This is a genomic window from Parvularcula marina (assembly GCF_003399445.1).
In the GTDB taxonomy this organism is placed as follows: Bacteria; Pseudomonadota; Alphaproteobacteria; order Caulobacterales; family Parvularculaceae; genus Parvularcula; species Parvularcula marina.
This window is the reverse complement of sequence record NZ_QUQO01000001.1, coordinates 2,637,517-2,657,644: the sequence shown is the minus strand read 5'-3', so window position 1 is coordinate 2,657,644 and position 20,128 is coordinate 2,637,517. Positions and strand designations below refer to the sequence as shown.

Below are 20,128 nucleotides of genomic sequence, written 5' to 3'. Positions count from 1 at the left end.
TTCAAGATAATGTCCGGTCAGCCGGTCGATGCAAGATTGGCCCGCATCCGGCTGTTTTCTAGAACCGCACCGGTGCCGAGGGCCACGCAGGAGAGCGCGTCTTCTGCGATCGAGACCGGCAGGCCCGTCTCATCGCGCAGAACCTGGTCGAGATTTTTCAGAAGCGCGCCGCCGCCGGTGAGCATGATGCCCGTATCGACGATGTCGGCAGCGAGTTCCGGCGGGGTCGCTTCAAGCGCGACCTTCACGGCTTCAATGATCTGGGCGACCGGCTCGCGAAGGGCTTCACAGACCTGCGCGGCCGTCAGGCGAACCTCTTTCGGTACGCCGTGCATCAGGTCGCGGCCCTTGATCTGGATCGCGCGTTCCTTGTTGTCGCCGTCGATTTTCGCCGAGCCGACTTCCTTTTTGATCCGTTCGGCCGAAGCCTCGCCGATCAGCAGGTTAAACTCGCGGCGGATATAGCTGACGATGGCGTCATCCATCGTGTCGCCGCCCACGCGGACGGAGCGCGAATAGACGATGCCGTCGAGCGAGAGGACCGCGACTTCCGTCGTGCCGCCGCCAATATCGACAACCATCGAGCCTGTCGGCTCTGAGACCGGTAGATTGGCGCCGTAGGCTGCCGCCATCGGCTCTTCGATGAGGTCGACCCGGCGGGCCCCGGCAGAGAGCGCTGATTCCATGATGGCGCGGCGCTCAACGGCGGTAGCGCCTGAGGGCACGCAGATGACGATCCGCGGGCTCGCGAATGAGCGGCGGTTGTGAACTTTGCGAATAAAGTGGCTGATCATCGCTTCAGCGACTTCGAAGTCGGCGATGACACCGTCCCGCATCGGGCGGATGGCTTCGATGGCGCCGGGCGTGCGGCCCAGCATCTCTTTCGCCTCATTACCAACGGCACGGACGATCTTGCGGCCATTTCGCGTCTCGATGGCAACCACGGAGGGCTCGTTCAGGACAATCCCCCGGCCCTTCACATAGACCAGCGTATTCGCCGTCCCGAGGTCGATGGCCATGTCGGCGGACAACATGCCAAAAAATGAAGACAACATGGCGCGTACATTCCTTCAGTGTGGTGCCGCCCGGCAGTCAGGCGGCGGTTAGCACCCCTAGCAGCAGGCAGAATACGCACAGACAGACTTATTAACCGTAAATAGCACGGCAAAATAAGGCGGGGAGCTTATTTATTCGCCATCGAGGCCCGATAAAGTCGTTCGCCGCAGCCGCATGTAGAGCCAGCGTACAAAGAGCAGGAAGACAAGCCAGAGCACGACCACGAGCGCGATGACCCCAAGATCCTTCGGATCCCGGCTTTGAAAGAAGCCGAGGAACTCATCGACCTGATCGGTGAAGAAAGAAACGACAAGGATCTTCGGAATGATCCCGACCGCCGTGCCCGCAATGAATTTCCACCACGGCACGGAGGCGACACCAAAGATCGAATTGATGACGATGAAGGGCGCTGACGGAATCCAGCGGATGATCATCGCTGCCAGTATCCCATGGTTCTGGGCGACTTCGATCATGGATTTTGCCTTGCCGGCGCTCAGCTTGCGGACAAACCGCGCGCCGAAAAGATGGCCCAGATAAAAGGTCAGGGTCGCCGAGCAGAGAGTCGCAATCCAGGAAAACCACGCGCCGGTGGTCGCGCCAAAGACAGCCACTGTCCCGGCAAACAGGAGTGTCTGCGGGAAACCGGTCAGCGCCAGCGCACAGAAAACCGCGATCACTCCGAACAGCGCAAACGGGCTGTTCGCCACATTATTCATGATGTTGTTGACGGCCGACTGATTGATACCGAGCCAGTCCGTCCCATAGACCAGCATGATCACGACGAACCCAAGCAAGGCCACGGTCACGGCCAGCGACGTGATCGCCTTGGCATCCATATTGTTCAGGAAACGGCCGATTTTCTTGAATAAGGATAGCATCAAAACCCCAGGGGCATCAGTCACTCTACATTGCCCGAAGGCGTGCCGCAGGCTGCGGCATCGACCCGGTCATGTCGGATTATGGCGAAGGCAGGTCATCCCGCACTGTCTGTTCGCGCTCATACTCCCTGAGGAGCTCCGGCGTCGATAGGAAATCTCGCGCTGCCAGATCCCCTGCCGCTTCTTCCGCCGCTTTGAGCAATTCGGCTGTCGTCGGTTCTTCATCGCCGACCGGCTCAAAGACCCGCCGGAAGATGCCCGGCGTAAGGGCCGCGAGCGTGTTCACCTGCACCGTTGCATCCGCCATTGGCCCTTCGACGCGGTAGGCGAGCGCGAAAATGCCTTCGCCATCCCGAGAGACGAAGAGATCGCCGAGACCCGGCAGGGAGCCGAACATCGAGTTGACGCGATAGGCCGGCGCGACCGCGCCATGCAGGTTGAAGCTCTCACTTTCGAGATTGACGGCGCCGTTTGCGGAAAGGCCGAGCGCCGAGCCGGTCAATTGCGCATCGACGAGTTTCAGCTCCCCGTCTTTGAGCTGAAGGTCGCCCTTGAGATGATCGAATTCGAGCCCCTCGCCATTGAGAACATTGGCGAGCCCATCGAGTGAGCCAATTGAGAGAAGTCTCGCAACGGTCGGCGCATTGCGCAGCGTCAGGTTGGTGGCCTCGAACTGGCCCGCCATCGGCCCTTCATCGATGAAGGTCGCGGTCATCTTCACTTCGCCGCCAAGAACGGAGGTTATGCCAAAGACACCATTGAGAAGACGGCCGAACCGGTCCGTCGTGATCGTCACATCCTCACCGAGCCCTGCCGGGTTCTCGCCAAGGACGACATCAAGCTGGCCGCCCCCTTCAAAGACGCCTTTTGCCGTCAGGCGGGCCATCTCCGCGCCATCATGGTGGCCGGACACCTCAACGTCTAACAGCTCCGTATACCCCTTCAGGCCCACCCGCGCGAGCGAGACGTCAAGATCGACCCCGCCCGGAAGATTGCCGCCGTTCTTTGACGGTCTGGCAGACAGGACATTGTCGATCAGCCCCGAGGCATCGGCATAATCTCCGGACACGGAGAGTTTGACCCGCCTGTCATCCCGGGTCAACCGGACACTCATATCCGCGACCCCATCCATCCAGATGCGCGGCAGGTCCATGTCGATCAGACCACCTTGCGGGGTAAACCGGGCATTCCCTTCGAAATTCGCGCCGGGCATGGTGAAGGCCAGTCGTTCGACCTGAATGACCGGCACCTGACCGGGCAGCGCGACATTGACCGCCGCGTGGCCGGGCTGGCCTTCGGGTTTCAGGATGCGGCCATTCTCAAGGAACAGGGCCGCCGGCGTCAGGTCCGCTTCAAACGCTGCTTTCTGGAAGCCGGATTTATTGCCCTCTGCCGAGATGCGCGTATTGACCTCGCCCCGCAGGAATCGCCGCAACGGCAGGCCAAAAGCATCCGCCGTCCGTGGACTGATCTTCGCTTCCGCCACCAGCGTCTGGGTGATCCGGTCCCCGAACGGACGGCTCCATTCAAAGCTTGCGGGAATGCCCGCCGCATCGGCAAGCCCGGTGATCGTCATCCCTTTTTCAGTGAGAGAAACCGTGCCGCTGCCATCGACCAGCGGCAGGGTCGCGCCGAAAGGCTCGAACGTCACGCCCGTAAAGCTGCCCTTGCCGTTGAATTCATAATCCTCAATCGGAACATAGGAGAGGAGTGGCCTGACAAGGGTCAGGGTAAACTCGCCCATGCCTTCGAAAGATGACGGCTCAAACCCCGCCTCGGAAATATAGCCGAGCGGTTCTTCATCGACGATCCCGAGAATGTCCGAGACCTGACCATCGAATTTGACCGTGAAGATACCGGGGCCGCCTTTGGGGACAAGATAAGGCATCTCAACACCGCCGCCGGTGATCCGGACTTTACCGATCCGGCCACGATCAGCTGTCACGGAGAAGCTGTTGCCAAGAATGCGGCCCGTTGCATTGAGCCCCGTCACCGGCGTCATGCCGGGCGTGTAGATGACCGTTGCATCCTCCGCCCGGAAGTTCAGATCGACGAGCGCGTCTTCTGAGAGACCTTCCGGCGTGAAGCCGTTTGCCGGTACATCCATGACGAAAGTGACGCCTGAGACGTCCGCTTTCGGCATGCCAGAGACGACCCACTGGCGCGCGCCGTCCGCTGCCGGGATCGGCCAGCCGCGCAAGACCTGCTCAACCGTCAGGTGCCCATCAATGCTGGCCTGCGCCTTGATCGCAGGAATGCCTGCCCCGTCCTCGCGGCGCAGGCTCGCTTCCGCTTTCAGCCTCGCATCGAAATAATCCGCCTCAAGATTTTCAAGACGGATCTCATGGCTTGCGACATCATAGCCGCCGACGAGCGTGACGTTTTCGAGCGGCACGGGGCCATCAAACATGCCCTCCTGGGTCACCGTCACCTGATCTGCCAGAAGGTCGAAATCGATCCCGGACATGCCGCTCGTCGCGGTCTCATAAGTGACCGTGCCGGCAAGATTGCCAGCGGCGCCCGCCGCGTCAAAACCAAGGCTATCTATCGTCAATGTCCGCGACAGGACATTATGGCTGGCTTTGAGATCAAGCGCGGCCACTGGCAGTTCCGCATCACGGAGTTTAACGGTCCCCTCACCCACGCTGAGATCGATATTGAGGCGCGACAGCCCCTGAATGACGCTGCCCGCAGCGCGGATATTGCCTGAAACCGGCACGTCGAAAGACAATTGCTCATTATCAGCAAAGAAGATTTCAAGCAGCTCCGCCATCGGCGCCCTGTTGAAGAGAAGCTCCGCCGTGAAGCTGCCATGGCTTGGCCGGGTCGCGGCATTGAGGCTGAGCGATCCTTTTGTGCCGTCCGCCTCCTCGAAGGGGACGACCATGGTGAAGTCATAATCATCATTCTCAACACGGAGCGAAGCGGTCCCGCCTTCGGCCCGGAACCTCGTGCCCGCCTCGATATCGGCATAGGCAAAAGTGAATTCGTTGAGGACGGCGCCTTCGAAACCGCCCGAGACATCGGAAATGAGGCTCGCCAGACGGATCAGCTCCTCGACATCGAGACTGCCGCCAACATCGAGATCATCTTCGCGCCGGACGATCTCGACCGTCGCGCCATCAATCTCGACGAATTTCGGCAGGACCCGCCCGCGCAGCATGGAGGGGCCATCAATCCGCATGGAGATTTTCGGTAACTCCACAATACGGCCACCTCCCTGATCCATGCGAAATTCAGTGACCGTCAGCTTGAGAGGATGACGCCCGCGCGCATCACGGATCAGGCGCACCTCGCCGATCTCAACCGCTTGCGCACCAGCTTTCTCGGTCAGGGCTTTCTCGACGGGCTCATGCAGGGAATTGAAGACAATCCCCTCCCCGCTGACCATGAAGAACAGCCCCGCGATGAAGTAGGCATTCAGCGCAAAGAGTAGTGCGAAACCGTGCAGGCCGAAACGGGCCACCCGGCGGACGGCACGCGTCTTTCCTGTCTGTGTCGGCTTGGCCGGTTCGTCCATATTGCCCGCGATTACCCTTGCCCCCTGCCCATGGAGACGTGATATCGTAACGAAGCTGTTCCTGATTGGCCAGAGTGACGCAGCATCGTCCCGATTACAAAACGGATTGTCCCTGATAGAGCGCCCGAACTGAAAAGCCAGTCCCGCAAATCAGCTGCGATTTGCCTCAAATGGAGCGTAAGGATGACCGAAGCCGGCAAGAAGGCCCCCAATTTTTCTCTGCCTACCGAAGATGGCGGGAAGGTTTCTCTCAAGGATTTCATGGGGCAGATGCTGGTGCTCTATTTCTACCCCAAGGATGACACATCTGGATGCACGAAAGAGGCCATTGGCTTCTCCGAAATGCTGGGGGCATTCAAGAAAGCGGGCGCTAATGTGCTCGGTGTCTCCAAGGATACCCCGGAGAAACACGCCAAATTTCGCGCCAAGCATGAGCTGACCGTTCCCCTTGCCTCCGACGAGGACGGCAAGGTGATCGAGGCTTATGGCTCCTGGGTCGAGAAGAACATGTATGGGAAGAAATACATGGGGATCGAGCGGTCGACCTTCCTGATCGGCCCGGACGGCAAGATCCTGGAAGTCTGGCGGAAAGTCCGCGTGCCCGGGCATGTCGAGAAGGTTCTCGATGCCGTCAAAGCGCATGGCTGATCCACGGCTCCCGCTGGGTGAGATTCTCAAAGCCGTCGATCCCAGAGAGAAGGCCGCACTCGCCCTCAAGCTCGCAAATGAAGGCGTTTCGGGCATTCCCGATTCGCCGCTGTCCGACTGGCCGAGACCCGTTCGGCGCGATGAACCGCCCTTGCGGCCCCCGAATGAGATGCCGAAACGCGGGCTCGGCTCGCTAGCAGGGCGGCAGGCGCTCATGCATGCCATCGCGCATATCGAGCTCAATGCCATTGATCTCGCCGCCGATATGGCTGGTCGATTCGCGCATGTGATTCCCCTGCCGGAGCGGGATTCATTCGTGGCTGACTGGCTATCGGTCATGTCCGATGAGGCACGCCATTTCCTGATGGTGGCTGACCGTCTGGAGCAGATGGACACCCGCTATGGTGCCCTGCCCGCGCATGAAGGCCTCTTCGATGCCGCCGCCCGGACATCGTTCGATATCAAAGCCCGGCTGGCGATTGCGCCGCTCGTTCTTGAAGCACGAGGGCTCGACGTGACGCCCGGCATGATCGAGCGCCTGCGCCGGGCTGGAGACGATTCGAGCGCCGAGGTTCTCACCGTGATTTACACCGAGGAAATCGGCCATGTCGCGACTGGAATCAGATGGTTCCGGCATTGCTGTTCTGGGGATGAACAAAGTCCTGCGGAAATCTTCAAATCACTGGTAGAGCAGCATTTTCCGGGCGGCCTGAAGCGTCCTTTCAATGATGAAGCCAGAGAGGAAGCGGGATTTGAGCGCCAATGGTATGAAGCCCTCGCCAAATCTTAAATCGGCAGGCCCGCGCAAGTTTTCCACCGACATTAACCGAACGCCCGTGTTTTCATGTCAAATAGATAATTCTTGGATTTGGCTGTGTGCCAAGTCTTGCATCAGGAGCACATTGTGTGTGTTATTGTAACAGGTGGGTACAGGTTACGATTTTCGGCTCGATGCCAAGATCTGCAATCCCCTGTTCGGGCAACGGCTGAGGGCTGATTACGATGGGTCGCGATAATGGTCGCATGGAACGAGCCTTCGGCAAATTGTTCCGTGAACGCCAGATTTATCACCGCTCTGAGGGCATTGTCCGCTTCGTAAAGCTTTCTGCGCGCACGCAAATTCTCATGGCAACCGTGCTTGGCGTCGCCCTTCTCTGGGTCGCTTACGCATCGGTCAACGTGGTCTTCAAAGAGCAGATCATCGTCTCCAAAGATCAGGAGCGCCGCGACCAGGAAGCCGCCTATCGCCGCCGCCTGCAGACCGCGGAAACCGCCTATGATCAGGTGAACGCGCTCAACTATATTTATTCCCGCGAATTCGAGGCGACGATCTCCGGCCTCAATCGCCAGCACGAGACGCTCCGCGCCCTCGTTGAGAACAAGTCCGCCGCCGACCGCCGCTATGATGCCCTCGCCAAGACGCTTTCCGAAGTCGGCGCGCCGGGCGGCAAGGAGCCGGGCTCCACCAACCGCCTGATGATCGATCCGGTGGGCCGTGAGCCCACCCCGCGCCAGTCGCGTACCTCTTCTCTCCGTGACGAAGCCCTTCAGGGCATCATGAACCAGCGGGTCGCCGAAGGCATTGATGACGATGTCCTCTCGACCATGCGGCGTGAAACGGCAGAGCTCTCCGCCAAGCAGGTCGTCCTGATGGCAAGCCTCGAAGAAGACATGCGCTACTCCATTCGGGAGATGTCGCAGATCCTCAATCACACGGGCATCGATGTTGATACGCTGGTCGAGCGTCACCGCCTCTCCGCGCTTGCGGATTCAAGCGCCGCGACAGGCGAGGACGAGCTGACCGGTCAGGGCGGCCCCCTCATTCCGGTGCAGGGCGTTGCGGGCGGAAATGCCTATTTCAAAAGCGCTGCCCGCATTGAGGGAATTTACGAAGAGCTTCTCACCTTGAACTCCGCACTTGAGTCCGTGCCGCTCTCTACCCCCATCAAAGTCCGCCATCGCATGACCTCCCGCTTCGGGATGCGGTGGGATCCTGTCAAAAAGAACGTTCGCGCTGCACATAAAGGGCTCGATTTTGCCGCTCCACGCAATTCACCGCTTGTCGCGACCGCCCCAGGGAGGGTAACGTTTGCTGGCAGACGTGGTGGGTTTGGGAATACGGTCGAAATCGACCATGGGAATGGCTTCAAAACACGTTTTGCACATATGAACAGGATCACCGTTCGAGCGGGCCAGACGGTGAATCTGCATGATCAAGTTGGCCTATTGGGCAGTACAGGCCGGAGTACGGGTTATCACGTTCACTATGAGATTCATTATCGTGGACGCCAGATCGACCCACTGAAGTTCATTGAGGCAGGGCGTTATGTTTTCGAAAGCTAAGTCGAACAACCAGCAGGAAGTCATCGAAGCACAGCAAGTGATGGCTGACGCTGAGGACTCTACCAAAAAGAATAATGGCCGTGGCCGTGGCCGGAGTTCCTCCCGCCCCGCCGGTGTGCCTTCCATCATTTCCAGTGACGTCGTCATCAAGGGATCGATCGAATCCGCTGGCGAAGTCCAGTTCGATGGCGAGATCGACGGTGACATCAAGGCCAAAGGTCTGGTCATCGGTGACGGCGCCCGTGTCGATGGCGAAGTCATGGCGGAAAAAGTCCGCGTCTCCGGCAGTGTCGAAGGCTCGATCCGCGCTGTTGAGGTCGAACTGGCCTCCACCGCCTTCGTCAAAGGCGACATCACGCACAAATCCCTGACCATTGAGAGCGGCGCCCGTTTCGACGGCTCGAGCGAGCATTCCGACGATCCGCTCAGCGGCTCAGGTGCCAAACTCGTCACCCCGCGCAAGACGGTGACACCGCCTGTTTCCGCTGCGGTTGAAGAAGAAACCACGCAGCAGGACTTCGCAGAAGAAGTCGTCGAAGAAGAAGCCCCGCGCCGTCCGGTTGCCCGTCTTGAGGCACCTCGCGCTCGTGAGCTGATGCCGACCCGGAATGACCCGGTCGCCGATCGCCCGCTTCTCAAGCGCCCGGCGACATCGACGCTTCGCTAAGCACCAAGATTTTTTCCTGGGAAAGAAGAGCGCGCCTTTCGGGGCGCGCTTTTTTATTGGGGTGGGAAAGCTGGTGATGAGGGTCGTCTTATTCCCAGACGACCTGACGTAATCCGACACCCTGATCGTCATGCTCGAACAGCATGAAGCTGGAGAACCCGGCACTGCCGCCCCGCGCCCTGCCCGCAACCACCAGAAGGCGCTCGGCAAAACCGTCATCGTCAAAATCGGCGACAGCAATATCCTGCACCGTCATCAGCAGGGTCTCGGTATTGCCGTTCCAACGCCGTTCATCCTTTTCGTCGCGCGAGAAGATCGGGCTGTCGCTGAAGCGCTCACCGAAATGCGGCCAAGCTTCACCGGGCACGCTTTCGATTTCCGCTTCCGTCAGTCCCTTATCAGACAAGCGGCTAGTTCGTGCTGGCTGGGCGACCCGCGCCAGCGCCATCAGGCCGCAATAGCGCTCAAAGCGGGCTTCGGCCGCCATGCCGGCGGTCGTCATCGCGCCCCACTCTTCTGATTTGAGACGGGCAAAGACTTCGCAGGTGCGCACCTCACGTTCAGGCTCACGGAAGTCGGTCGGATGCACCATCAGGAGTTTGTCGAAACGCGGCGCTCCATCCGGCGTCAGCCGATCGATGGGCCGTCCATCGAGCTTCAGGATCCGGTCGCGAGGCAGGCACGTTGCCTCCGGGAAAACCAGCGGCACACAGAATTCTATGTCACCGCCCTCCTCATGGATGGCCCCGGATGTTTCAGAAAGGAGGGACACGGAGAAATCAGGCCGCAGGGCCGTGCGCGCTTCGGTCAGGACCGGCGCGCCCTCCTCGATGATTTCGCCTTTCAGCGTCTGCGGCGGCGTTTCATCAGCGGGTGATTTCAGCCCCTGATTGGTCAGCGATGCCACAACAGCCAGTGCCGCCACGGCCGCGACGGTCGTCCCCGATGTCAGCGTATTCACCTTCATCCCGCCCCTTCACTCGCGCGATTACAGCAATCCCAGCTCGGATAGCCTGCGCGTCAGCTCCAGACTATCACCCTTGGCGCCCCCGGTCACATCTGCAGGTGCATCTTCAGGCTTTAAATATCGCCAGCCCTGAAACGGGCGTTTAGCGATGGGACTGACCGGAATGAGCTTGGGATCAAGATCGATGCGGCATTTCGAGGTGCCGTCCTCCGCCGTAACGGGTTCGAGCCCGACAATCTGCTGGCGGGCAGTGAAATAGCCCTGGATCACCCAGTAAATCGAGCCGCCATCAAGGACTTCCTCGCCCCTGCGGGGGAACATCCGGGTGACATGATAGGGATATTTGACGCCGCGCCGCTCAATAAGGCTCGCCTGCCAGCGCCCGAGGCTCTCAATCCCCGTACTCCCTACTGATAATTTCGCGATGTGGATGGTCAATCGGCGTGCTGAACCCTGGCAACTTCCATGGCGCGCCGCCGCTTGATGCCGTGACGGTTGGCCCGTTTCACGAGGACATAAGCAATGAAATAAAGCGCGACCCCGCCGCCGACGAGGAGCCAACGCGGCAGATTGGCTTCGATCAATGCGATGATATCGCCGCCGATCCCGACTGTTGCGAGTGTCCCCGGCAGATATTCCGACAGAACCAGCAAGCCCCCGAGCAGGGTCGTGGCCAGCGCCATCAGCCCGGCCATCGCCGCACCGACCGTGACACCAATATCTTCGCGTTCTTCGGCCTTGGAAATGATCATCTTGGCCGGATCACCAGTCAGTGCCTGCTGCGCATGATAAAGTGCCGTCAGCCGTTGTTCGGTCTCTTCGGGCGTCAATTGCCGGTTCCGGTCACGCCGGAACTCTTTGAGATCGAACAGCGGCGCGTTGTTGATCGCGGCTTCCGAGCGGATCGCGCCGTCACATTCATCAGCCGGCATGACCTCAGAAGTCGGCACGACGAGTTCGGCATCGGTCGGCATCAGGAATAGCGACTTCTCGGCGGCCCGGCGGCGCACAAGGCCGTCCAGTTTGACGAGTTTGCCGTCGACACGGGCCCGGCTCCAGCGCTCGAACGCCTCGGCGGCCCCGAGCTTGTCGCCATCATTGAGTTTTTGCAGAACCGTCGACCGGCGGAAATTTTCCTCGCCAATGTTGAAAATCAGTGACACCAGCGCGTCATGTTCATTCTGGTTGAGCGGTGCGCGCACAGTCGTGCGGATAAGGTTCTCAATCGGAGAGATATCTTCCTGGAGAAGGCGCGATGCCTCGCGCTCTGTCACGGTCATCCCTGCGCCAGCCGTCGCCTTGTGGCCGTAGCCCACGCTCCAGCTAACCGCATCCCGATCACCAGCCTGCGCGCCCGGCAACGGCTCGGACTGCGCCGAAAGCCTGAGGCCTTCATACGCCTTGATCAGATTGAGGCCGGTATCCCCAGTCTTCATACGATACAACCCACCAGCACCCCATGCCCCCCGCGCGGCAGACCCGCCATGGCATGGTTCTTCCTCAAATCCTTACCACGCAGCTTTCGGATTGAACAGGTCGTGAGACCCCCTGATCGCGAGAACCGGGATTAACCCTGCCAAAGCGTGACAATGACACCTCACAATTGTTGGCATAATATTAGCAGAATATTTACCCAATCGGGACGCTCGCGCCCGTCGTTTGTGTTTTGGAGTGCATGACATGCTGCAGAAAGCCATCCGGATGACCGGTCTCGCAGCTCTTGGGGGGCTCGCCCTTTATGCTGGGTATTCAGCGATTGACGGCGATACACTGCCGGGCAAGCGCATGTTCAGTGCCAAATCGGCACCGACAGCCCCGACGGACACATGGGTGACGGCAAATCTCGCCGGGGATATTGAAAATGGTGTCCCCGCAGGGATGGGGCCGCTCGTTTTTGCAGACGGCCAGCGCGCCGACCGTATCGCCAAGGCCAGTGACGCCGACGATCTCTATTTTGCGGCCTTTCATGCCGATGATGAGACAAATGGCGGCCGCCAGATCCGCGGGCTGCCGGAGCGTCAGGACGAAGAAAAGCCGGCGATGACACCGAATGCGGTGAAGGCCGACAAGCCTGATGACGGCAAATTCTTCACGACCAATCCGCGCCGCGCCGACAAGAAGGACGATGGCGCCTTCTTCACCACCAACCAGCAGCGCACGGACAAAAAAGATGACGGGAAATTCTTCTCCGCCAATCCGAGGCTGATTGCGAAGAAGGATGATGGCGATTTCTACACCGCGAACACGCCGGGGGGCGAGTTTGATCCGTGTCTTAAAGCTGACGGCACGCCCTATCAGGGACCAGGCACGGCACTGAACCCGTTCGCGCCGACCAATCCGTGCCTGCCGAAAGCCACCGCTGAAAGCTATGCCGAAGTGGTGCCGCCGGTCGTGACGCCTGAGCCCGAACCGCGGGTCACGCGCACGCGCCTGCCGGCTCGCCGGGATTACTTTGCGCCCGAACCTGCCCTGCCGAAATTCGGTGGCGGCTCGGACTACAAGGTCATCTAAGCTCAACCGAAGACGGCTTCCTTGAGCATGAGGATGCCGGTCAGGGCGGCATAGCTCGCAAAGATCCGGGTCAGGAGCTTTGCATCGAGCTTTGCCGCCGTCGACGCCCCGATCGGTGCCCCGAAAAAGGTGCCTGAGGCGATCGCCAGAAACCCAACAATTGAGACAAGGCCGATGCGCCAGGGCATGACCTCCGTGTCCGTCGCAGCGGGCCAGAGGTAGCCGAACGTGCCGGGGATCGCGATGGCGAGCCCGAAGCCGGCCGCCGTGCCGACCGCGCGATGAACGCTGCGCCCGAACTGGGTGAGGAGCAGCACGCCGATGACGCCCCCGCCAATGCCCAAAAGGCTGGAAAATGCGCCGACCGCGCCTGCAATCCCGTGCTGAGCAGGCTGGCTGGGCATGGTGCCCTCAGTCGTCTGTTTGTTCCCCCGCGTGCTCATCAGCCGCTGGGTGGCGAGCAGGATCAGCCCGGCGCCGAAAATACCCGTCAGCACCTGTCCATCAATGTAACGCGCAATGACTGAACCGAGGATGGCACCGACCGCGAGGCCCGGCATCCAGGCCTTCAGGACAGGCCAGTCGACATTATCATGCCGGTGATGACGCATCACCGAGCGGATGGAGGTGACGATGATGGTCGCCATGGAGGTCGCGATCGCGGTCTTGATCGCCTCATCCTCCGCCATCCCCATACCCGTGAAGGCAGCATAGAGCGCCGGCACGATGACGACGCCGCCGCCAATCCCGAAAAGACCGCCCGCAAAGCCGGCGCCGAGCCCTGTCAGCACAAGGACAAGAATAGCCGTGAGTGTCATGCAGCCGCCCTCGACCGGGCTGTGATTTCCGTTCCCAACCGGATGAACCAGTCTGGGGTCGCGCCCCGATCTCTTCCCTCTTCGCTGATCCGGCGGCGCCAGTCACGGGCGCCTGCCTCGCCATGGAAGAGACCGAGCATGTGCCGGGCAAACTTCCAGATCGGCACGTCCATCACCGCGGCCTTCGCTGCCACCGCCTTGATGACGGTGAGGCGGTCGGGTGCCTCGCAGGGGCTGTCAAAGAAGCGTGTATCAATCCGGGACAGGATGAAGGGCCGCTCATAGGCCGCGCGGCCGAGCATGACCCCGTCAAATGTCTCAAGATGGGACGCAGCCTGATCAAGATCCTCAATCCCGCCATTGAGCACGAAGGTCAGATGCGGACGGGCCCGCGCCACTTCCTCCACCAGCAGATAGTCGAGCGGCGGCACCGTGCGGTTCTCTTTCGGTGACAGGCCATCCAGCCATGCTTTGCGGGCATGGACGATAAAGACCGTCACGCCAGCCTCCGCCAGCCGGTCGATAAAGCGCGGCAGGATCTCGGCTGGCTCCTGATCATCAACCCCGATCCGGCATTTCGCCGTGACGGGAATATCAACAGCGTCCTGCATCGCCTTGAGGCAGTCGGCGACGAGATCCGGTGAGGTCATCAGACAGGCGCCAAACCGGCCCGACTGGACCCGATCTGACGGGCAGCCGATATTCATGTTGATCTCGTCATAGCCCCACTCGGCCCCGATCTTCGCAGCCGCCGCCATTTTGGTCGAATCACTGCCGCCGAGCTGCAGCGCGAGGGGGTGCTCTTCGGTATCGAAGTCGAGCAGATGCGAGCGGTCTCCGCGCAGGATCGCTTCATCGACGATCATCTCGGTATAGAGCCGGGCGTGTTTGCTGAGCTGACGATGGACAAACCGGCAATAGCGGTCCGTCCAATCAATCATCGGCGCTACGCAGAAACGGTGCGGGGCGTAAGTCATCGCAGCGAGATAGTCGCTGCCGGTCGCCCGCGCAAATCGGTGGGCTTAGAACGGATTGAGGGTGAATCCATCCTGCTGGAGAAGGGCATGGGCGGTCATCGCCGAGACTGCCATTTCGACACCGGGCAGCAGATCCTGGGCCGTTACATCGTAATAGCCCGCCGACTGGCCGCAGACGATAAAGCGGACACCCTGCGCCTGCAGGAGCGATATCAGTTCCGTACTCGGATTACCGTCCGCCGCCTCAGGCCCTGCCCTTGTCACATCGTAGACCGCCTTGCCGTGAAGCACGACGGCAAGCTCGATATTCTCCGGGGCCACCCCCGCCCGCGCCTGCATGTTGAGAAAGCGTGCCGCACTGTTGATCGTGCGATTAACCTCCGCCTCGCCGCTTTTCGATGTATCGAACGCCACACGGAAAGTCTGGGCCGCATCAAGTTGAGTGGCGGCCTCGACATTCGTCACTTTGCCATAGCCCGTGATGACCGGGCCATCGGTGAAGTCATCCGGCCCCGCCAATGCGGCGGAACCGGAAAACACGAACAAAGCTGCAAGGACGAAGAGTTTCATCCGTTTACCCCATGGTTGGAATGACAAAAGCCTGATCGTCGATCTCGCCTTCCGGCCAGCGCTGGGTGACCGTTTTGATCTTGGTCCAGAAGCGTACGCCTTCAGGGCCATGCTGGTTCACATCGCCGAAGGCAGAGCGTTTCCAGCCGCCAAAGGTGTGATAGCTGACCGGCACCGGGATCGGCACATTGATGCCGACCATGCCGACATTGACCTGTTGGGCAAATTCCCGCGCCGCCCGGCCATTGCGGGTGAAGAGCGCAACGCCATTGCCGTACTGGTGATCGGACGGCAGGGCCGCCGCCTCTTCCAATGTCTCGGCACGGACGACCTGAAGGACCGGCCCGAAGATTTCTTCCTGATAGGACCGCATATTCGGCTTCACGTGATCAAAGATGGTCGGGCCGATGAAGAAGCCTTCCTCATGCCCCTGAAGCGAGAAGTCCCGGCCATCGAGCTTGAGCTCGGCGCCCTCATCAACACCCATCTGGATGTAGCTTGCGATCTTCTCGCGATGCGCGGAGGTGACGACCGGGCCGTAATGCGCATCCATGTCGGTTGAGACCCCCACACGGAGCTTCTGCGCCTCATCGACCATCCTAGCGACAAACTCATCCGCGGTGTCCGTACCCACGGGGACAGCCACCGGCAGCGCCATGCAGCGTTCGCCAGCCGAGCCGAAGGCGGAGCCCAGATAATCCTTCACCACCTGATCCATATCGGCATCAGGCAGGATGATGCCGTGGTTCTTGGCGCCGCCCATGGCCTGGATGCGTTTGCCATGCTCCGTACCCGTCTTGTAGACATAATGGGCGATATCCGACGAGCCGACGAAACTGACGGCCTTGATATCCGGATGGGTCAGGATCGCATCGACCGCTTCTTTGTCGCCATTGACCATGTTGAGGACACCGGCAGGCGCCCCTGCTTCCATCATCAGCTCGCAAAGCCGCAAGGGGACGGACGGATCCTTCTCAGAAGGCTTCAGCACAAATGTATTTCCGCAGGCGATCGACACCGCGAACATCCAGCACGGGATCATGGCTGGGAAATTGAAAGGCGTAATCCCCGCCGTCACACCGAGCGGTTGGCGCATAGAGTAAACATCGATGCCGGGGCCGGCTCCTTCCGTGTACTCCCCTTTGAGGAGATGCGGGATGCCGCAGGCAAATTCGACAACGTCAAGACCGCGCTGCACATCGCCTTTTGAATCGGCGATCACCTTGCCATGCTCAGACGAGAGCATTTCGGCAAGCTCATCCATATTCTCTTCGACGAGGCGCTTGAAGGCGAACATCACACGCGCCCGGCGCTGGGGGTTCATCGCCGACCAGACCGGCAGAGCGGCCTTGGCAGAAGCAATGGCCTCCCCGACTTCCGCCGTCGAGGCGAGCGCGGCGCGGCGCTGAACCTGGCCCGTATTGGGGTCGAAAATGTCGCTGAACCGGCCGGAGCGGCCCTCGCGGCGCTCTCCATTGATGAAATGATGCACGTCAGCCATGTCGGTATCCTCCGCAGATTTTGGGTATTTTTGCCCCACATGGCGCGAGACGCCGCCCCCGTGCAAGAGCCCGTGTCACGCTCTCCCCCTGCGATGAAACGTCCCGCTTGAGAAAATCACGCAACCGCAAGGGCCTCGAGCCGTTGTTTCTCCGTAGAGGCGGGTCTGGCGATTGGCCCTGACAGGGCGTCAACGCTTCACAGCGCTGCTCCCAGACCGCCGTGAACGAGACGGAGGATTGTCATGACGATTGCGACAGATAGAAAAGAAGAGCCGGACTCGGCCCTCTCTGAGCCGGAGGAAGAGCAGGAAAACCTTGAGCCCGTCGACCTGCCCGGCACGCCCTATCCCATGGATACGACGACCGAGGCCGTCCGGCAGGGCCATACAGGCGATGGCGTGAGGTACATTCTCGCCATTTCGACGCTGCTGGCCGCACTCGCCCTCTTCGCGATCCTGTTCTTCGTGCTCTAGGCAACGACAGATCGGACTTGCCAGACCGGGCCAATATTCGCACCGTGTGCGCGGTGTTCGAAAAGGCAGGTCATGGCAACACTCAACCAGCAAGAAACCCTTGATGTTCTCATCATCGGGGCCGGCCTGTCCGGCATCGGCGCTGCCTGTCGGCTAAAAATGCACTGTCCTGAGGAACGCTTCGAGATTTTCGAAGCGCGTGAGCGAATGGGCGGGACATGGGATCTCTTCCGCTATCCCGGTGTGCGCTCTGATTCTGATATGTATACACTGGGCTATCCCTTCCGTCCGTGGCCGGATAGCCAACCGATTGCCGATGGCGACATCATCCGGGATTATATCAACGAGACGGCTGCCGAATACGGCGTTGATGGCCTGATCCGCTATGGCCGCGAAGTGACTGGCGCATCTTGGTCATCCGATCGCCAACTCTGGACGGTGAGCTATCGAGAGAATGGGCAGGACGGACAGATCACTTGCCGCTTCCTCCTCGCCTGCGCTGGTTATTACGACTATGCCGAAGGCCATGCGCCGGACTTTCCGGGTAAGGATGCCTTTGGCGGGCAAATCCTGCATCCACAATTCTGGCCGGAAGATTTCTCTGCCGAGGGCAAGAAGATTATCGTCATCGGCAGCGGCGCCACCGCGATAACCGTTGTTCCCGCTCTTGCCGAACATGCAGAGCACGTCACCATGCTCCAGCGCTCCCCCAGCGATGTCGTGCCCCGCATCGCCGAGGACGGCTTTGCGCGAACTGTCGGCCGGCTGCCCGCAAAGAAATTTGCCGGCAGTCTCATCCGGTGGCGGAGCATTTTGTTGAGTATCGTTCAGTATGGCTTTGCCCGCTGGAAGCCGGACTTTGCGCGCAAATCGATCAAGAAGATCGCGCAGGAAGAGGCCGGGCCGAATGTCGATGCCGAGATCGCCTTCTCTCCCCGATATAATGTCTGGGACCAGCGGGTCTGCCTTGACCCAGATTCCGTCTTTTTCCGTTCCCTGAAGGAAGGCCGCGCCTCCATCGTCACCAATCAGATTGAGAAGTTGGACGAGACGGGCGTCCTGCTTGCCGACGGCACCCATCTCGTCGCGGATGCGGTGGTCACCGCGACGGGCCTGAAGATCAAACTGTTCGGCGGCATTGCCCTGACCGTGGATGGCGAGAAGCTGAACTTTGCCGATCGCCTGATCTATAAAGGGATGATGATCGAGGGTGCGCCGAATTTTGCCTTCTGTTTTGGCTACACCAATGCCTCATGGACATTGAAGGCGGATCTGTCGGCGCGGCATGTCTGCCGCATTCTTAACCGTATACGGAAGAAAGGCTATGGCGTCTGCCGCCCGGATACACCGCCCGAACCGCGCGAGACCGTGCCGCTGATCCATTTCAACTCCGGCTATATCGAGCGGGCCGCCAATGTCCTGCCCAAACAGGGCGTGAAAGCCCCATGGCGCGTTCACCAGAACTACCTTGCGGATCTGAGCGCCTATCAGTTCGGGCAGGTGGAAGATGGTGTCCTGAAATTCGAGCCCGCCACACGCATTACCGAGGGTATCCCGCAAGGCACGCCCGCAGATGCGAGTGCATGACCGGCAGGCTTAAAGCCGTTCCAGAATGGCCGAAGTTATTTCTTCCGTATTCGCGTCTCCGCCCAGATCACGTGTCAGGACACCGGCTTTCAGCGCACTTTCAACCGCCGCCTCAATCTGGCTCGCGAGATCCTCACGTGCCGCGCCGAACCGAAGGAACATGGCCGCCGACAGGATCGCACCGGATGGATTGGCAACGCCCTGCCCTGCAATGTCGGGCGCCGAGCCATGGATCGGCTCATAAAGCCCTGGCGTTCCCGGCGCGCCAAGCGACGCAGACGCTGCCAGACCGATAGACCCCGAAACGGCGGCGGCCTCATCGGAAAGGATATCGCCGAACATATTCTCCGTGACCAGAACATCGAAATCATTCGGATGGGTCACAAGATGCATCGCCATGGCATCGACCAGCGCATGGCTGAGCGTCACCTCCGGGTAGTCCTTCGCCACAGCTTCCGCCGTGCGACGCCAGAGCCGCGAAGATGCCAGCACATTCGCCTTGTCGACCGAGGTGAGCTTGCCGTTCCGCGCTTTTGCGATTTCGAAAGCAGGCGCCACCACCCGGCGGACTTCCTCCGCAGAATAGGTGCAGAGATCGCTGGCGACCTCATCGCCTTCCTGCCGTTCACCGAAATAGATCCCGCCCGTCAGCTCCCGGACGATCACTATATCGAGGCCGGCTGCGTTCTTGATCGGCGAGAGATGCTCGAGCCCCTCGAAGACGCGCACGGGACGGATATTTGTGAAGAGGCCGAGCGCCTCACGTATCCGCAAGAGCCCCTGTTCAGGCCGGACCGATCCGCCATCCCATTTCGGCCCGCCGACCGCGCCTAACAGAACGCCTTGCGCATCCGCGCAGGCAGCGAGTGTTTCCTCCGGCAACGGATTGCCCGTCTCATCAATCGCAATGCCGCCGATCAGATGATGAGACATTTTCAGCTCCAGCCCCGCGCCCTTGCAGACCGCGCTGAGGACGTCCTCTGCGGCTTTCGTGACTTCCGGGCCGATCCCGTCACCGGGCAGGACAACAAGGTTGAGGGTCATGCGCGCTGTGCCTCATATTCTTCAATCTGCGGAATGGCGTCGATCAGGACGTCGAGCGAATCCTTCCCTGCCAGCAGGCATTGCCGGGCGAAAGGTTCAATCTCAAATGAGGAGACGTGATTGCCGTGACGGATCGTCATTTCCTCAAGGTCGACAGTGACCTCTTCGCCTGCATGTTCCATCAATTGCTGATGAAGCTCCTCACTGACTGTTACAGGCAAGAGGCCGTTTTTGAGGGAATTCGAGCGGAAAATATCCGCGATCTCGGTACTGATCACCACACGGAACCCGAAGGCCAGAAGCGCCCAAGGCGCATGTTCTCGCGAGGAGCCGCAGCCGAAATTATCGCCCGCGATCAGCACCTGATAGCTGGATGTATCGACATCGTTGAGAGGATGAGCCGTCAGCTTGCCTGACCCATCGAACCGCCAGTCGTGAAAGCAGCCATCGGCAAGACCATCCCGCGACGTTGTCGTCAGGAAACGCGCCGGGATGATCTGGTCCGTGTCGATATTCTCATCCGGCAGGACGAATGTCTTGCTCGTGAGTTTTCCGAATGCGTCCATG

The 20,128-nt window shown here is 60.3% G+C and carries 19 protein-coding genes; 7 read left to right on the top strand and 12 right to left on the bottom strand.

The window, feature by feature from the left end; translation table 11 throughout:
- Positions 1–17: 17 nt before the first annotated feature.
- From DX908_RS12800 to DX908_RS12790, 3 genes are all read right to left on the bottom strand, one after another.
- Positions 18–1,055, bottom strand: coding sequence for a rod shape-determining protein (locus DX908_RS12800; RefSeq protein ID WP_116392697.1), 1,038 nt, complete (start codon positions 1,053–1,055; stop codon positions 18–20).
- A gap of 132 nt (positions 1,056–1,187) precedes the next feature.
- Positions 1,188–1,934 carry a TVP38/TMEM64 family protein gene (locus DX908_RS12795; RefSeq protein ID WP_116392696.1) on the bottom strand — a complete coding sequence of 249 codons (747 nt, stop codon included), beginning with the start codon at positions 1,932–1,934 and terminating at the stop codon, positions 1,188–1,190.
- A 79-nt stretch (positions 1,935–2,013) separates the two neighbouring features.
- Positions 2,014–5,454 (bottom strand): DUF3971 domain-containing protein, encoded by a 3,441-nt coding sequence (locus tag DX908_RS12790; protein WP_116392695.1) that lies wholly within the window; start codon positions 5,452–5,454, stop codon positions 2,014–2,016.
- Between the two features lie 183 nt (positions 5,455–5,637).
- Between DX908_RS12790 and bcp the strand changes: the two genes are divergently transcribed.
- The 4 genes from bcp to DX908_RS12770 all read left to right on the top strand — a co-directional run bounded on the left by bcp (position 5,638) and on the right by DX908_RS12770 (position 9,112).
- Positions 5,638–6,102 carry a thioredoxin-dependent thiol peroxidase gene (bcp, locus tag DX908_RS12785; RefSeq protein WP_116392694.1) on the top strand — a complete coding sequence of 155 codons (465 nt, stop codon included), beginning with the start codon at positions 5,638–5,640 and terminating at the stop codon, positions 6,100–6,102.
- On the top strand, positions 6,095–6,892 hold the full coding sequence (locus DX908_RS12780; protein ID WP_233508691.1) for a ferritin-like domain-containing protein: 798 nt from the start codon (positions 6,095–6,097) through the stop codon (positions 6,890–6,892). Before bcp ends, DX908_RS12780 begins: the two co-directional genes overlap by 8 nt.
- 233 nt (positions 6,893–7,125) lie before the next feature.
- A complete protein-coding gene (locus DX908_RS12775) occupies positions 7,126–8,445 on the top strand; it encodes a peptidoglycan DD-metalloendopeptidase family protein (protein WP_158548755.1) in 1,320 nt (439 codons plus the stop codon).
- Positions 8,429–9,112: a bactofilin family protein gene (locus DX908_RS12770; protein ID WP_116392691.1), complete on the top strand. Its 684-nt coding sequence runs from the start codon at positions 8,429–8,431 to the stop codon at positions 9,110–9,112. The genes DX908_RS12775 and DX908_RS12770 overlap by 17 nt, the downstream gene beginning before the upstream one ends.
- Positions 9,113–9,200: 88 nt before the next feature.
- Here DX908_RS12770 and DX908_RS12765 read toward each other — a convergent pair whose 3' ends face one another.
- From DX908_RS12765 to DX908_RS12755, 3 genes are read right to left on the bottom strand one after another with little or no spacing between them, the layout of a single operon-like run.
- Positions 9,201–10,079 (bottom strand): hypothetical protein, encoded by an 879-nt coding sequence (locus DX908_RS12765; RefSeq protein WP_116392690.1) that lies wholly within the window; start codon positions 10,077–10,079, stop codon positions 9,201–9,203.
- Positions 10,080–10,100: 21 nt separating this feature from the next.
- A complete protein-coding gene (locus tag DX908_RS12760; protein WP_116392689.1) occupies positions 10,101–10,517 on the bottom strand; it encodes a DUF1489 family protein in 417 nt (138 codons plus the stop codon).
- Entirely contained in the window at positions 10,514–11,515 is a 1,002-nt protein-coding gene (locus DX908_RS12755) for a lysozyme (protein ID WP_116392688.1), read from the bottom strand. The genes DX908_RS12760 and DX908_RS12755 overlap by 4 nt, the downstream gene beginning before the upstream one ends.
- A gap of 244 nt (positions 11,516–11,759) precedes the next feature.
- On the opposite strand from DX908_RS12755, the gene DX908_RS12750 reads away from it, so the two are divergent.
- Entirely contained in the window at positions 11,760–12,590 is an 831-nt protein-coding gene (locus tag DX908_RS12750; protein ID WP_116392687.1) for a hypothetical protein, read from the top strand.
- Positions 12,591–12,592: 2 nt separating this feature from the next.
- Here the strand turns inward: DX908_RS12750 and DX908_RS12745 are convergent, their stop codons facing one another.
- From DX908_RS12745 to DX908_RS12730, 4 genes are read right to left on the bottom strand one after another with little or no spacing between them, the layout of a single operon-like run.
- Positions 12,593–13,408, bottom strand: coding sequence for a sulfite exporter TauE/SafE family protein (locus DX908_RS12745; protein ID WP_116392686.1), 816 nt, complete (start codon positions 13,406–13,408; stop codon positions 12,593–12,595).
- Positions 13,405–14,385, bottom strand: coding sequence for a tRNA dihydrouridine(20/20a) synthase DusA (gene dusA / locus DX908_RS12740; RefSeq protein WP_116392685.1), 981 nt, complete (start codon positions 14,383–14,385; stop codon positions 13,405–13,407). The genes DX908_RS12745 and dusA overlap by 4 nt, the downstream gene beginning before the upstream one ends.
- A 45-nt stretch (positions 14,386–14,430) precedes the next feature.
- Positions 14,431–14,955, bottom strand: a complete 525-nt coding sequence (locus DX908_RS12735) for a DsrE family protein (protein WP_116392684.1) — start codon at positions 14,953–14,955, stop codon at positions 14,431–14,433.
- Between the two features lie 4 nt (positions 14,956–14,959).
- Complete coding sequence (locus DX908_RS12730) at positions 14,960–16,456, bottom strand: CoA-acylating methylmalonate-semialdehyde dehydrogenase (protein ID WP_116392683.1); 1,497 nt, start codon at positions 16,454–16,456, stop codon at positions 14,960–14,962.
- 243 nt (positions 16,457–16,699) lie between these two features.
- Between DX908_RS12730 and DX908_RS12725 the strand changes: the two genes are divergently transcribed.
- Positions 16,700–16,930, top strand: coding sequence for a hypothetical protein (locus tag DX908_RS12725; RefSeq protein WP_116392682.1), 231 nt, complete (start codon positions 16,700–16,702; stop codon positions 16,928–16,930).
- A 72-nt stretch (positions 16,931–17,002) separates the two neighbouring features.
- Entirely contained in the window at positions 17,003–18,517 is a 1,515-nt protein-coding gene (locus tag DX908_RS12720; RefSeq protein WP_116392681.1) for a flavin-containing monooxygenase, read from the top strand.
- A gap of 9 nt (positions 18,518–18,526) precedes the next feature.
- Here DX908_RS12720 and leuB read toward each other — a convergent pair whose 3' ends face one another.
- Both leuB and leuD read right to left on the bottom strand, forming a co-directional pair.
- Positions 18,527–19,561 (bottom strand): 3-isopropylmalate dehydrogenase, encoded by a 1,035-nt coding sequence (leuB, locus tag DX908_RS12715; protein WP_116392680.1) that lies wholly within the window; start codon positions 19,559–19,561, stop codon positions 18,527–18,529.
- A complete protein-coding gene (gene leuD, locus DX908_RS12710) occupies positions 19,558–20,127 on the bottom strand; it encodes a 3-isopropylmalate dehydratase small subunit (RefSeq protein WP_116392679.1) in 570 nt (189 codons plus the stop codon). Before leuD ends, leuB begins: the two co-directional genes overlap by 4 nt.
- Position 20,128 lies beyond the last annotated feature (1 nt).

What these genes read in the sequence shown, in the direction of transcription:
- DX908_RS12800 (WP_116392697.1), bottom strand. Translation starts at nt 1,055, where the DNA reads ATGTTGTCTTCATTTTTTGGCATGTTGTCCGCCGACATGGCCATCGAC.
- DX908_RS12795 (WP_116392696.1), bottom strand. Translation starts at nt 1,934, where the DNA reads ATGCTATCCTTATTCAAGAAAATCGGCCGTTTCCTGAACAATATGGAT.
- DX908_RS12790 (WP_116392695.1), bottom strand. Translation starts at nt 5,454, where the DNA reads ATGGACGAACCGGCCAAGCCGACACAGACAGGAAAGACGCGTGCCGTC.
- bcp (WP_116392694.1), top strand. Translation starts at nt 5,638, where the DNA reads ATGACCGAAGCCGGCAAGAAGGCCCCCAATTTTTCTCTGCCTACCGAA.
- DX908_RS12780 (WP_233508691.1), top strand. Translation starts at nt 6,095, where the DNA reads ATGGCTGATCCACGGCTCCCGCTGGGTGAGATTCTCAAAGCCGTCGAT.
- DX908_RS12775 (WP_158548755.1), top strand. Translation starts at nt 7,126, where the DNA reads ATGGAACGAGCCTTCGGCAAATTGTTCCGTGAACGCCAGATTTATCAC.
- DX908_RS12770 (WP_116392691.1), top strand. Translation starts at nt 8,429, where the DNA reads ATGTTTTCGAAAGCTAAGTCGAACAACCAGCAGGAAGTCATCGAAGCA.
- DX908_RS12765 (WP_116392690.1), bottom strand. Translation starts at nt 10,079, where the DNA reads ATGAAGGTGAATACGCTGACATCGGGGACGACCGTCGCGGCCGTGGCG.
- DX908_RS12755 (WP_116392688.1), bottom strand. Translation starts at nt 11,515, where the DNA reads ATGAAGACTGGGGATACCGGCCTCAATCTGATCAAGGCGTATGAAGGC.
- DX908_RS12750 (WP_116392687.1), top strand. Translation starts at nt 11,760, where the DNA reads ATGCTGCAGAAAGCCATCCGGATGACCGGTCTCGCAGCTCTTGGGGGG.
- DX908_RS12745 (WP_116392686.1), bottom strand. Translation starts at nt 13,408, where the DNA reads ATGACACTCACGGCTATTCTTGTCCTTGTGCTGACAGGGCTCGGCGCC.
- dusA (WP_116392685.1), bottom strand. Translation starts at nt 14,385, where the DNA reads ATGACTTACGCCCCGCACCGTTTCTGCGTAGCGCCGATGATTGATTGG.
- DX908_RS12735 (WP_116392684.1), bottom strand. Translation starts at nt 14,955, where the DNA reads ATGAAACTCTTCGTCCTTGCAGCTTTGTTCGTGTTTTCCGGTTCCGCC.
- DX908_RS12730 (WP_116392683.1), bottom strand. Translation starts at nt 16,456, where the DNA reads ATGGCTGACGTGCATCATTTCATCAATGGAGAGCGCCGCGAGGGCCGC.
- DX908_RS12725 (WP_116392682.1), top strand. Translation starts at nt 16,700, where the DNA reads ATGACGATTGCGACAGATAGAAAAGAAGAGCCGGACTCGGCCCTCTCT.
- DX908_RS12720 (WP_116392681.1), top strand. Translation starts at nt 17,003, where the DNA reads ATGGCAACACTCAACCAGCAAGAAACCCTTGATGTTCTCATCATCGGG.
- leuB (WP_116392680.1), bottom strand. Translation starts at nt 19,561, where the DNA reads ATGACCCTCAACCTTGTTGTCCTGCCCGGTGACGGGATCGGCCCGGAA.
- leuD (WP_116392679.1), bottom strand. Translation starts at nt 20,127, where the DNA reads ATGGACGCATTCGGAAAACTCACGAGCAAGACATTCGTCCTGCCGGAT.